The organism is Bacillus paralicheniformis (genome assembly GCF_001042485.2).
Classification (GTDB): Bacteria; Bacillota; Bacilli; order Bacillales; family Bacillaceae; genus Bacillus; species Bacillus paralicheniformis.
Window position 1 is genome coordinate 232,440 of record NZ_LBMN02000035.1, and the last position, 12,692, is coordinate 245,131.

10 protein-coding genes are annotated in these 12,692 nt (G+C 41.1%); all 10 read left to right on the plus strand.

The features are described from left to right. Window positions 1–11 precede the first annotated feature (11 nt). The 10 genes from ACH97_RS17990 to ACH97_RS18030 all read left to right on the plus strand — a co-directional run bounded on the left by ACH97_RS17990 (window position 12) and on the right by ACH97_RS18030 (window position 12,073). Window positions 12–2,117, plus strand: coding sequence for a hydantoinase/oxoprolinase family protein (locus tag ACH97_RS17990; protein WP_020451520.1), 2,106 nt, complete (start codon window positions 12–14; stop codon window positions 2,115–2,117). Further along, window positions 2,114–3,592, plus strand: coding sequence for a hydantoinase B/oxoprolinase family protein (locus ACH97_RS17995; protein WP_020451521.1), 1,479 nt, complete (start codon window positions 2,114–2,116; stop codon window positions 3,590–3,592). The genes ACH97_RS17990 and ACH97_RS17995 overlap by 4 nt, the downstream gene beginning before the upstream one ends. Further along, entirely contained in the window at window positions 3,589–5,328 is a 1,740-nt protein-coding gene (locus ACH97_RS18000; protein WP_020451522.1) for a hydantoinase B/oxoprolinase family protein, read from the plus strand. The genes ACH97_RS17995 and ACH97_RS18000 overlap by 4 nt, the downstream gene beginning before the upstream one ends. A gap of 171 nt (window positions 5,329–5,499) precedes the next feature. Beyond that, on the plus strand, window positions 5,500–5,934 hold the full coding sequence (locus ACH97_RS18005) for a DUF2243 domain-containing protein (RefSeq protein ID WP_020451523.1): 435 nt from the start codon (window positions 5,500–5,502) through the stop codon (window positions 5,932–5,934). A 277-nt stretch (window positions 5,935–6,211) separates the two neighbouring features. Further along, entirely contained in the window at window positions 6,212–6,388 is a 177-nt protein-coding gene (locus ACH97_RS23840) for a hypothetical protein (protein WP_020451524.1), read from the plus strand. 403 nt (window positions 6,389–6,791) lie between these two features. After that, window positions 6,792–8,048 carry an MFS transporter gene (locus ACH97_RS18010; RefSeq protein ID WP_020451525.1) on the plus strand — a complete coding sequence of 419 codons (1,257 nt, stop codon included), beginning with the start codon at window positions 6,792–6,794 and terminating at the stop codon, window positions 8,046–8,048. A 191-nt stretch (window positions 8,049–8,239) separates the two neighbouring features. Then, entirely contained in the window at window positions 8,240–9,370 is a 1,131-nt protein-coding gene (locus ACH97_RS18015; RefSeq protein WP_020451526.1) for a Rap family tetratricopeptide repeat protein, read from the plus strand. Between the two features lie 545 nt (window positions 9,371–9,915). Next, window positions 9,916–11,325: a pre-toxin TG domain-containing protein gene (locus tag ACH97_RS18020; RefSeq protein ID WP_020451527.1), complete on the plus strand. Its 1,410-nt coding sequence runs from the start codon at window positions 9,916–9,918 to the stop codon at window positions 11,323–11,325. Window positions 11,326–11,337: 12 nt separating this feature from the next. Then, window positions 11,338–11,577 carry a hypothetical protein gene (locus ACH97_RS18025; protein ID WP_020451528.1) on the plus strand — a complete coding sequence of 80 codons (240 nt, stop codon included), beginning with the start codon at window positions 11,338–11,340 and terminating at the stop codon, window positions 11,575–11,577. Window positions 11,578–11,800: 223 nt separating this feature from the next. Beyond that, window positions 11,801–12,073: a barstar family protein gene (locus ACH97_RS18030; RefSeq protein WP_020451529.1), complete on the plus strand. Its 273-nt coding sequence runs from the start codon at window positions 11,801–11,803 to the stop codon at window positions 12,071–12,073. The last annotated feature ends 619 nt before the right edge of the window (window positions 12,074–12,692 follow it).

Below are 12,692 nucleotides of genomic sequence, written 5' to 3' on the forward strand. Positions count from 1 at the left end.
AAAGGTTTTCAATGATGAATGAAAAAAACCAATGGGTATTTGGAATTGATGTCGGCGGGACGTTTACAGATTTAGTGGCTGTCAACAAGGGAGGGAAAATGGTTTCGACGAAGACGCCTTCAACCCCTGATCAGTCTGATGGTGTCATGAACGGAATTAAAAAAATGGCTGAAATCATCGGAATAGACGTAAAGGACCTGTTAGCCAATAGTCCATTAGTGGTCCATGGAACAACAGTTGCCACTAACGCTTTGCTGGAATATAACGGAGCAAAGGTGGGGCTTCTCACAACGGAAGGCTTTCGGGACGAAATCGAATTCCGCCGCGCGTACAAAGAAAGCGTGTTTTCTCCGCGCTTGGAAGCACCTTATCAAATTGTCCCAAGAAGATATCGTGTGGGGATTCCTGAACGACTGGATCATACAGGAAATGTCGTAACTGAGCTTGATGAAGAAGCCGTCCGCCGGGCAGTCCGAGGGTTTATCCAAGAGGGGATCGAGGCGATTGCTGTATGCTTTCTGTTCAGCTTCATGAATCCTTCGCACGAAGTCCGCGTTAAAGAGATTATTCAAGAGGAAGCTCCCGGCATGTTTGTATCGTTATCGTATGAAGTGCTGCCGCAGATTCGGGAATTTGAACGGGTGAGCACGACCATTGTCAACGCGTTTACCGGCCCTTCCATGCAAAGCTACTTGAACCATCTTGACGAACGGCTTCGCGAAGACGGATTTGCCGGAGAACTGTTTGTCATGCAATCTAACGGCGGGGTCCAAAATGTCATTCAAAGCGGAAAATTTGCCGCAGGAGGCCTTCTCTCAGGTCCAGCCGGAGGAGTGACGGCTGCTTCCTTTATCGGAGAAAAATCGGGCTACGAGAACGTCATTACCGTAGACATGGGCGGAACAAGCTACGATGTCTCGGTTATCGAAAAGTTAAATCCGGCGATCACGACTGAGAACTGGATCAGCAGATACCGGGTTGCCCTGCCGATGATGGATATTCACACGATCGGCTCCGGCGGCGGAAGCATCGCCTGGATTGACAGCGGCGGAGCTTTACAAGTCGGCCCGCGAAGCGCAGGCTCCAATCCGGGGCCGGCCTGCTACGGAAGAGGCGGAGAAGAACCGACAGTTACGGACGTGAATGTTTTCTTAGGCTATATTAACCCAGATAACTTTCTAGGCGGAGAAATGAAGCTTGACCGTTCACTGGCTGAAAAGGCGATCCGCACACAGATTGCCGATCCGCTCGGAATTTCGACAGTAGAAGCCGCTCTTGCAATCTCACAAATCGTCAATAGCGATATGTCAAATGCAGTCCACTTTGTGACGACACAACGGGGTCATGATCCAAGGAATTTCGCCCTAATGGCTGTCGGCGGCGCCGGAGCCATCCATGCAGGCAAGCAGGCGGAAGACCTCGGCATTAAAACCGTTATTGTTCCGTCCCTTGCCCCGGTCTTCTGTGCGCTCGGCGATGTGGCAGCAAACCTTAAAGTAACGGAGCTCAGGACGCGCTTTGAAAGTCTGAAAAACGTTGACCTGCAAGCGATGAATGCCGATTTTGAAAAGATGGAACAGACGGCCCGCGAAAAACTTGGAGGCCAGTCGGTCACCAATCAATATGAAACCCGCCGCTTTATCGATATGCGCTACGCCGGGGAAGTCCATGAAGTAACCGTACCGGTAAAATCGAGGACGCGGAGGATTACAGAATTGAATCTTGAAGCAACGGCGGCAGATTTCCATGACCTTCATGAAAGAATGTTTGCCCATAAAGATCCCGAGCACGACATTGAAATTTTAAATCTCCGCCTTGACCTGGTTGGCGTCAGAGAGCCGTTAAAGCTTAAAGAGGAGCCGTTTGAGCAGGAGGACCCTTCAAAAGCGAAAACAGGTGAACGCGATATGTATTTTGACATCGAACCGACGAGGACGCCTATTTTCAACGGATCAATGCTTGAGCCGGGCAACTTGATTGTCGGTCCGGCCATCATTGAGCAATGGGGTACGACCATTGTTGTTTATCCGGGACATGAGGCTCTAATCGATTCTTACCGCAACTGTGTCATTGAAGTAAAGCACTCTCAGCAGGCGACTAGAGGTGGAAATGCATGATCCAAGCTCAAATTCTTTATAGCAAGCTGCAATCGATCGGCAGAGAAATCGGGGATAATTTGCAGCGAATCTCCCGTTCCTCTTTGCTTTCGCAAGACCGGGCATTTGCTATAGCGATTTTTACGAATGAGCTGAAAATCGCGGTTCAACATCAATATGAGCCTGAACATTTGTTCGCATTAAAAGAAAGCGTGGAAAATCTGTTCGACTATTTTTCATTTGATATCGCAGATGGAGATGTGTTGCTCGTCGCAGATCCATACAGCGGCGGAACGAAAGGACAGTCGCTCACCATGGCGGCGCCGTTATTTCTTGAAGGGGAGCTCGTACTCTTCCCTGCTGTCCGCGCTCAGATGATCGATTTGGCCGGCGAGTATCCGGGCGGATTCCATCCCGATGCATTTGAAGTATGGCAGGAAAATATCAGAATTACACCTGTTAAGCTTTATAAGCAAGGCGTTCTGCAGACCGATATTCTTCGTTTCTTATTATCAAACAGCCGGGTGCCCGCTTCTTTTAAAGCGGATTTGGAAGCCATGTATACATGTTTGCATGGCGCCAAACAGCAATTGAAAACGTTTCTTGGTAGCTACGGCCAGAAAACAGTGACCGAATCGATCGACAGCATGTTTGAATACAGCCGCAAAAGGGTTGAGCACCATGTCTCTTATCTGCCTGAAACAGAAATGAGCGCTGTCCAGGAGTTTGAAGTTTCCGAAGGAAGCAAGAGTACAATTCATGTGCAAATTTCAAAGAAGGACGATGCGGTTGAAATCGATTTGAGCAGATCATCGGCGCAATCCGTAAAGCCGGTTAATTCGCCTGCCGCTTTAACGAAGGCGTTTGCCGTTTGGCCGTTCCTGGCGAGAATTGCCGATGAAATACCGATCAATGAAGGAACGCTTCAACCTTTTCAAACGAAGACGAGGCTGGGTACGATTTTGGATCCGGGATTTCCTGCAGCGACAGCATTAGCTCCAAGCATTACCGGCCATTTCATCGCTGAAGCGGTATATAAAGCCATTCAAAACGGACAAAGCACGAATGAAGAATTTCCGCCGATTTACGGGACAGGTCCGCAGGCCGTTTTTTATCCGGAGCTTGGCGCTGAAGCTGAAACGAAATCAATCGTTTTGGCGCCCGGGTATCCATCAGCTTCAAAAGGCTTCGGGCCGCCTGCTTTATTTGGTCAACGGATGCTTGTCTCTGCAGAGGAATTGGAGCTTTACCACGGTTTTAAAATGGTTTCCCGGGAGTGGACGGACAATGGGGAGGAAATGAAAGTGTCTCTGCTTAACCAGGAGGACGATATTTATTTCAACCTTCTTCTGCCTTTTAGTGAAAGGGGAGAATACGGGTCTCTGTCAAGAACGGGAGATCGTGACGAAATCTTTTATGAAAGCACGGTAAACCAACATGTGAAAAAAGGCGAGCTCCTCGTCTTTACGTACTCTCAAAAGGAGGAGCAGCTATGATTAATCAGGACTTTATTCTATCACAGGTGGTCGGCGGTTCCCTTGATGCGGTTGCCAGGGAAATGAGCGCCACTGTTACGAGAACGGCCCGTTCACCATTGTTTAACGAAGCACACGATTTTACGACGGGCGTCTTTGACCTTTCTGGCAAAAAATCGCGCCTTGTCGCGCAAGCCCCGGGCTGTACGCTGCACCTTTATGCGGTAGTAGGCGCAGTTGACCATTTATTGGACGCTTTTCGGTACGATCTTCATCCCGGAGATATTCTCCTGGTGAATGATCCGTATCATGGAGGCTCGCACAGCCTTGACTGGACAATCGTCATGCCGGTTTTTTATAATCGCAAGCCGATCCTGCTCCCTGCTGTCCGAAGCCATATGGCCGATAATGGAGGACCGGTTGCCGGAGGGTACAATCCGCGCTCAAAAGACATTTGGCATGACGGGCTGCGGATTCCGCCATTAAAAATTTATGAGCGGGGAGAAAAGCGCAGGGATGTATTCGATTTAATTGTTGCAAACAACCGGCTTTCCCATTGGCTTGAAGGCGACTTAAACGCGATGATCGGGGCATGCAAGGTCGCTGCCTCCCGAATCCAAACGATGCTGGATAAGTATGGCGCCGAGAAGGTGATTACGGCCATTGACAACCGGATTCAATATACAGAAAACAGGGTTCGCGATGAAATCACCAGCTGGCCGGACGGCACCTATGTCGGTGAAACATTTGCTGACCACGACTTTCAAGGCAACCGCGATATTAAGGTTCGCGCAACGGTGACCGTCAAAGGCAGCGATCTTCACATTGACTTTACCGGCTCCTCTCCGCAAGTAAAGGGCTTCATCAACAGCCCGCTTTCAAATACGACTTCATTTGCTTTTGTCGGTATTTCGACTTGCTGTGATGAGGATATTCCGATCAATGAAGGATATATGAATCCGGTAACAGTAACTGCGCCTGTAGGAACAGTTGTGAACCCGCAGCTGCCGGCACCGTGCGGACACGCAACTGCGTGCGTAGGAGCAGAAATAGCCGAGGCTGTTCTCCAGGCCATTTCCCAATGTGCGCCAAAACGCGTCGGAGTGAACGCCCATAAGCTTCCTCTCGCTTATTCCCACGGAAAATACGACGACGGGAAGCCGTGGGTGAACCTGAATTTTTACGGCTATACCGGCGGTGCGGGGGCTGCATACGAAACGGACGGATGGGGGCTTTATCCGCCTGTTATGACAGGAGTTATTCTGCCATCTATTGAAATGACTGAAGTTCAATACCCGAGCCGTGTATTAAAGCATGAATATACGAGCGATTTTACGGGAGCAGGCCGATGGAGAGGCACCCCCGGGTTGGATGTTCAGATCCAGCACTTAAAGGAAAGCCGCACAAGCGTCATGATGGCAGGGGTCCGAAATACAACAAAAGGCTTCTGCGGAGCTGGCGATGCACCAAGCAACAAGGTGATCGTCGGGTATGGAACAGACGAAGCCAAAGAGATCGAGGAAACGGCTTTTGAAGTCAAAATGCCTGCGGCCGGCATCATCCAATTTTACCGTGCAGGCGGCGGAGGCTGGGGAAATCCGCTGGAACGTGAACCCGAAAAGGTGCTGGACGACGTCTTCAACGAGTTTGTCAGCATTGAATCAGCATTGCAAGATTACGGTGTCGTGATTGACCCTGAGACACTTACCATTAATGAAATGGAAACAAATCGTGTGCGGGCTTCCCGCCTTTCATAAATAAAAAAGCTGATCTGAAAGGAATGAAGACACCTTTTCGGATCAGCTTTTTAAATACTCATATGGTAAAAAGAGGATAATCGCTTTCAGGAGAGAATGTAAACATAACCGGTTTGATCTTTTAAGCCGGCGGGTACATAACAGATTAGCAAGTAAAGGAGGACAAATCATATGAAAAACAAAAAAGCGTTTTGGGGACCTTTTCTGTTCGGTGTGGGTATCATCGCCATGATCGATGGCATTGTTTTTCACCAATTGCTTCAATGGCACAGCGTGTACATGGACACAGACCGCTCTCACCAAATTATGAGCGACGGACTGTTCCATCTGTTTTCGCTCGTCATTCTTTTTATCGGCGGGATCCTGTTGTGGAACAGAGGTGACTTGAGCAGCAGCCGGCCGCAACACATCTTTTGGGGAGCCTCTTTGTTAGGAGCGGGCTGGTTTAATTTCCTCGAGGGCATCATCAATCATCATCTTCTTCAGATTCACCACGTCAACCCGCTAAGCCCGAACCGCCTCTTATTCGACCTTGCCTATGACGCATCAGGCCTTTTGATCATTCTGGCCGGATGGCTGATCTACAGAAAAGGCAAACAGAAATGAAAAATTGGTTTGACTCGCACAATTATTTTTCGGGAAAGCGCAGGTTTCAACAAGACCTGCCCTGTTTTTGTCAAAATTTGAAGAAATAAAAAACTCCATTTTAAAAGTTGATATGATCAGTGACCGCCGCTTGAAGAATTCGGTTTATGTAACAAGTTTTTAAAGCGCGGCAAAGTGCAACTGTTCACTTCAAGCAAAAAGGGGGTTCACATATTCAATGGAAAAAGGTGTTTATATCGTTTGACTGCCATCTTTTAAGAGGAGGTTTCCATATAAAATGTTAAGTGTGCTGCTGCCTAATTTGCTTATCCTTTCTGCTATCATTTTATTTTTATATTACATGATCGTATTGGTAAAGGAAAACAAGATAAATCGCAAACAAAACGAGGAAACTCAACAGTTGCTTAGGGAGATATTAAAGGAAGTGAAAAGCAAAGATTTAGAGCGGAAATAAAAGATATTATATTATTTATGAGCGCAGTCCTTATTTTAAAAGCGATTAATAAACCTAAAAAAGTGTAATGCATTAACATGGGATCGAATAGACCCCTGATTGGCGAACTGCAATTAGGGGCTATTTCGCATGATGAAGCGTCAATTCATAGTTGAAAATGAAAACACGAAAATTCAAAGATGCTCTCATAAGCAAATAAAAATTTTTAGGTGTTTTGAAGCGGATTTTAAGCTCCCTGCGAAGAGAAAACTGGAAAGATTATAAAACAAGTACCCCTAATCCCTTTAAATAAAAATTACCTTAATTATTCCAAATTGTCATTGACATAATCCGGGAATAGGATATCCTTAAAGACAAACTTGCTGTAAGAATGAGGGATTTGTGGTAAGGGGGATCTTTAAAAATGAATAGCAATACTGTGTGGCAAAAAAACTTCACCTTTCTGTTTTGCTCTAAGATGATAAAGATAACGGCCGATTCTTTGGCATTTAACACAATCCTGTGGTTTCTTATTTTAGATGGAAAAGGGGCTATCGGGACAGCTTTTTTAATAGCTGTAAGTTTTCTTCCTCAAGCTATTTTGGGGCCAATCATTACTCCTTTGATGAAAACGGATCAATTAAAATTTTGGATGTTCTTTTCAGACCTAACTAGGGCATTCATAATGTTGATGATCCCGGTTTTCTATTTTAATGGTTTTTCTCCTTTGGCGTTTATCATATTGCTTATGCTTTTGCATTCCGCAACGGGAGCCTCATATGATCCTGCTTCTGTTTCTTTAATTCCGAAAATTGTGAAAGAGGATATTATTCAAAAGGCAAATGCGACAATACAATCCGCAGGCCAAGCAATAAAACTAGGAGCAGTTACACTATGCGGTGTTTTAATTGTATTGATCGGTGCAGCTCCTACAATGCTTCTGATATTACCTCTCTATGTAATGTCAGCTATTTTGGTCTTATTCATTCAATATGGTGGGAGTGAGGCGGAAGAGAATGCGAGAGCAATTCAATCGCGAGAGCCATATTTGAAGAAGTTAAGAAGGGGATTTACGCTTGTAAGACGTCATCATATTTTGTTTCCATTAGCGATTTTCTGTGTGTTTTTGAACTTAGGATCGGCACCATGGGAAGCACTTGCAGCAGTCTATATAGCGGAAGATTTAAACCAGGGGGCAATCATTCATTCTATAGTGAGGGTTCTAACTACCGGCGGAGCATTTTTAATGGGTTTCATACTGACTAGAGTGAGAGTAAATCGTTATGGATTGTTGTTTGTTGCCGCTGGCATTGTAGAAGGAACAGCTTTTTTCATTACAGGTATCAATTCGCTTTTAATATTGGTGTTTGCAGCAGCTTTTATCTTAGGAGCAACAATTAGTGCAATAAATGTTCCGGAACATACGATCATTCAAATTTCGGTAAATGATGAGGATCAGCCGCAGGTATATGCTGTCATCAGTATGATTTCATATGTGATGATTCCTATCGGTGCTTTAGCGGCGGGGTATGCTGCGACTGTTTTTGGGGCAGGGAAGGTCATTGCTTTTGGAGGGGTAGTCGAAATACTTGCAGGACTTGGTATCCTAGCTTTCACAAAACTAGGAAAATCTCAACGATCCGATTTATCAAAGGCCAAAAAAGATAGCTTTGAGCTATAACAATATTAGTGAGTTCAATTTTCGGCATAACAATTATAGACATTTTTCGTTCTTAACATTCAGATAATTCGATATAATAGAATAAATTCTGTTGTTTATTGGAATATTCAATGAAGGTAATGTCGATCTTACATCAAAAAGGGATTGAATGTTACAGAGATAAAATATTTACATAGAGAGGGGTTTATTAAATGTCTACTGAGAGTGTTATTCCTTATGATCTAGTAGCAACGAAGATGAACTATTGGTATAACTGTATAAAAAATAATAGAAGCGCTGCTGCTGAAAAAGCAAAAACTGAAGTTGAACAAGAAATAAAAGTAATGGAAGAAAACCAAGATGCTCTTGTTTACTTTTCACTGTTGGATTTTCGTCATCAGCTTATGCTGGAAGAACTTCATCCAAACGCTGACTTAAAGATAGACAAACATTATCAAGAGTTGAAAGAAACAAGAGGATGTCAAGACCTTAACGGAATGCTTGAATATTATTATCACTTTTTTATGGGGATGTACTATTTCAGACAAAAAGAACTCGTATTCTCATTGAATTGCTATAGAAAGGCTGAATTGGAAATAGAAGCGATTGAAGGAGATAGTACAGAAAAGGCTGAGTTCTATTTTAAAATGGCTGAGGTATATTATCACATGAAGCAAACATATTTCTCTATGAATTATGCTAAGCGTGCTTACGCTATTTATAAACAAGAGCCAGCTTACGGTAACAGACGTGTACATTGTCAGTTTGTTATAGCAGGTAACTGGCTAGACAATATGCATATGGAAGAGGCCATGAAGCATTTCAAACAAGCACTAGAGGATGCAGAGAAATTTGGCGAAAATTATTTGATCAGAAAAGCACTGTTTAACATTGGAGTATGTTATACTAACCTTGAAGAATTTGATAAATCATCCGAATTTTATCTAAAATCCCTAGATATTCTTGAACCGAAAAATGATGAATTTACGGCAAGAGCTTTATACCTTTTGGCTTACACAAAAGCAAGGCAAAATGATCTGAGGTCGTCAAAAAAATTCTATGAGAAATCATTAAAGCTAGCTCAGCAAAACAATATTGCAGAAACCTTGGCGACACTGAAGATCGTTAAAGGAATTTACTTAGATTCCGATTTGGACCTTGTAAGAGAAGCCTTCGAGTTTTTCGAAGAAAAAAAGCTATATCCTGATATGGAATGGTATGGAGTGTGTATAGGTGACACTTTAACTGAACAAGGTGAAATTCGGGGTGCAAATGAGTTTTATCGTAAAGCAATTGAAGCACGAAAACAAATTCGAAGGGGAGATTTTCTAAATGAAATCTAAACTATTGATTTGTGCAGTTTTATTGCTGGGTTTCACAGGAGTTGCTGCTTCTTCGTATATTCATACGGAAAATGACAGTTATGATGTTGCGATTAGAATTGAAACTTGAAGTTAAATTATAAGGTTTTAAGATAACCCTCTCTCTGTTTCTTGCAATATACAGAGGGAGGGTTATTATTCTCACTAATATTTGGCGTATTGCATTCCCACTTCCTTCTTTAACACTTATAAGTACACAAAGTTTCTTTAATGTCGGTTCAACATATTGTTTAAAACATTTTTTAAAGTGTTTCTATGCCTTTTCCCAGCAGCATTTTAAAATCTTGTTAAATCAAGTTATATGAAATGTAGACCAGCCAAATTTTCTGTTGGTCTTTTTTAGTGTAGAAATAAAGGTAGAAAAAGAACTCTATTATACTTTTAAAGTTTAAATGGTTTATTTTTCTTGAATTCCAGTTTATATACCTGTATAATTCCTTGGTGATTTTATATAAAGGAGGATAGTATTGGATTACTAAACTTATTTTACCAAGGAGAGAGCTTGTTTGAAGAAAGTACTAAGTGTTTTATTTATATTTACATTTTTATTCACTGCCATTTCAACAACTTTCACAATGCCAGAAAGGGCATTTGCTGCATCAGGAGTTACGTTAAATGAAGCTCAAATAAAAAAAATTCAAAAAGAAGTAGAGGTCTGGAAATTATTAAAAAAAGAATACGAATCACTCGATAAGCAAAAAAAAGCCCTTTTAAACAAAAAGTTAAAAAAGGCGGCCGCTGTAGTAGATGTTAAGCTTAAAGCGTTACATAAAAGAATTAAGAAAATAGAAGAAAAAATAATAAAAGAGATAGAAACTAAAATTATACCAGCCATAAATAAAGCATTATGGGTTTATAAACAAACAATGGAAGCGCTCGATGGCATTCATGAAATAATGGAGCAAATGATAGAAGCCGAGAACCAAATGATCAAAGGCTTAGATCAAATGAATGATGCTGTAGATGGAATGAATAAATCGATGGATAATGTTATACATTCCATGAATGAAGTTAGCGAGGCGATGGATGAATGTAATAAAGCCTTGGATGTCTCTATAAAAATAACGAAAGACATGACGAAAGAGACCAATAAAGCGAATGCTAACATGAACCAAATGGTTAAGGGTATTAACCAGGCCAACAAAGGGATGAACCAATTAAATAAGTCAACTGACAAACTAAACAAAGCAATTAAAAAAAGCAATAAAGCTTTAGATGATTACGATAAAAAATCAAGTAAAGTCAAAAATAAAAAAATCACAAAGAATCAGGCTAAGAAAACAAAACAACAAAAGGAACAGTTAAAAAGAGCCCAAAACAAAGTTGATAATGCTAACAAAAATTTAAAGAAGAATGAGAAGACTTTAAATGAGGGAGCTCTTGCTTTATCAGTTTTAATCGATTTTATTCCACTAGCATCTAATGTAAAAGGTGGAGCTGAGGCTATTACCGGCAAAGACTTAATTACCGGACAGGAACTCTCTGGATTTGAAAGAACTCTTGCTGGAGTAAGTGTTGTTACATCAGGTACTGCTAAGCTTGTAGGGAGAGCACTAAATATTTCAGAAAAAACTGCTAAGACTGCAAAAGTTGTTGAGAACGGTGAAAAAGCAATTAATGCTGGCAAAAAGGCAAATAGCGCATATGACATCGCTAAAAACGGTGGAAAACACTCAGGCTTTTATAAACAATATATAGAAAAATCACCGGAACAGATTAAGAAAGGCATAAGTTCTATAGATAAACAGATTGCTGAACACAAAGATAAAATAAAGAATCCCGAAAAACATATACCTCACTTTAAAAGTTTAGACCCTAGACAGCAAGAAGCTTTAATCACTAAAAAATGGCCTTCTGATATCAAAAGACAGCAAGAACAAAAACAAATTCTTGAAGGTATATTAAAATCAAAATAAGGAGATGTAAAAATGGAAAACGAAATGAAAAATTTCTTAGTGGATTTAGTGAGCGAAATTCAAGAGAAGTACAATGAATCATTGAACCCTACAGACGGAGAAAGTGCCGAAGAAAAAAATTATAGATTAGGTTCGAATTTCTCTTATTATGAGGTCTTAGAATTAATCGAAAATCAATTGAATTCCTTTGGCTATTCCCCTGAAGAATTAGGCACGATCACACCGTTAATAGGTGAAAAAATTAAAAGATAATGAGGCACCGACTATGGTGCCTTTTATATTAGTTAATGACTTTCCCATAGATCAATGTACCAGTCTTTTATGTGAATAGGGAGAAAACAATGAAATTAGCTTGCTTGCTAATCGATATAGAGGGAACGAAAGGATTTTATATTCAAATGATGGATTGATTTATAAAACAACTGATCATTACAAAACTTTCAAAAAAGTAAAATAAAGAAAGGTAGATAAAAAAATGGATGAAATTATACTTGATGGAGATAAATTTAGAACATTAGACGGTTTACATAAAACATTGAAGGAAAGACTAGACTTCCCTGACTATTATGGGGAGAATTTAAATGCGCTGTGGGATTGTCTTACGGGATGGATTGAAAGACCTGTAACCATTATTTGGAGGGATTTTGAGAAAAGCAAAAGCTATTTAGGATATAGTGCCGACGAAGTTTTAGAAGTATTTAAAGAAGCACAAAATGAACTAGGTGATTTGATCATAAAGGTCGAATAATAAAATTTAAAGTTTTTTAATTTGATAATATCCCCTTTAAGTAGGCTGTAAAAAGCACATGAATGATCATGGGGTATACTACTTTAAAGGGGTTTTTTATTTGGTAACATCAAAAGAATCCACAGGAGTAAGATCTGCCGAAATAACAAAAAGTATCCCATTTAATAATGTTGAGAAATAATTGTATTGATGGAAAGCACTACACGAACTGAAAATTAATCGATAATAATGACTGCCGATTAACTAAGCAAAAGTACTACTATTATGGATTTATTATCTGACTATTAGGTCATGATATTAAATAAAAAAAGACTTGACTGCGCCATCCAGTCGAGTGTTGTATAAAAAGGAGCCCTAAAATAAAATGATATCCATGCCTTTTCTATCGCACGTTCATCTTGAACGTGATTGAGCTTTTTAAATAAGCCTTGTTAATAATCCAATCACCGCAACTTTCACTGTAAAATACTTAGATTAAATTGTGATTCAACTTTTGTTGCCTGTGCGATCCAATAAAATAACATATCATTGTCAAGCACCCTGTAAAAGACTCAATATGTCACCATTTATCTAGATGACATTACCTCACAAATATTGAAAATTTAAAAAGAGAAGATGA

Coding starts and splice junctions, on each gene's coding strand:
- ACH97_RS17990 (WP_020451520.1), top strand. CDS start 12: ATGATGAATGAAAAAAACCAATGGGTATTTGGAATTGATGTCGGCGGG.
- ACH97_RS17995 (WP_020451521.1), top strand. CDS start 2,114: ATGATCCAAGCTCAAATTCTTTATAGCAAGCTGCAATCGATCGGCAGA.
- ACH97_RS18000 (WP_020451522.1), top strand. CDS start 3,589: ATGATTAATCAGGACTTTATTCTATCACAGGTGGTCGGCGGTTCCCTT.
- ACH97_RS18005 (WP_020451523.1), top strand. CDS start 5,500: ATGAAAAACAAAAAAGCGTTTTGGGGACCTTTTCTGTTCGGTGTGGGT.
- ACH97_RS23840 (WP_020451524.1), top strand. CDS start 6,212: ATGTTAAGTGTGCTGCTGCCTAATTTGCTTATCCTTTCTGCTATCATT.
- ACH97_RS18010 (WP_020451525.1), top strand. CDS start 6,792: ATGAATAGCAATACTGTGTGGCAAAAAAACTTCACCTTTCTGTTTTGC.
- ACH97_RS18015 (WP_020451526.1), top strand. CDS start 8,240: ATGTCTACTGAGAGTGTTATTCCTTATGATCTAGTAGCAACGAAGATG.
- ACH97_RS18025 (WP_020451528.1), top strand. CDS start 11,338: ATGGAAAACGAAATGAAAAATTTCTTAGTGGATTTAGTGAGCGAAATT.
- ACH97_RS18030 (WP_020451529.1), top strand. CDS start 11,801: ATGGATGAAATTATACTTGATGGAGATAAATTTAGAACATTAGACGGT.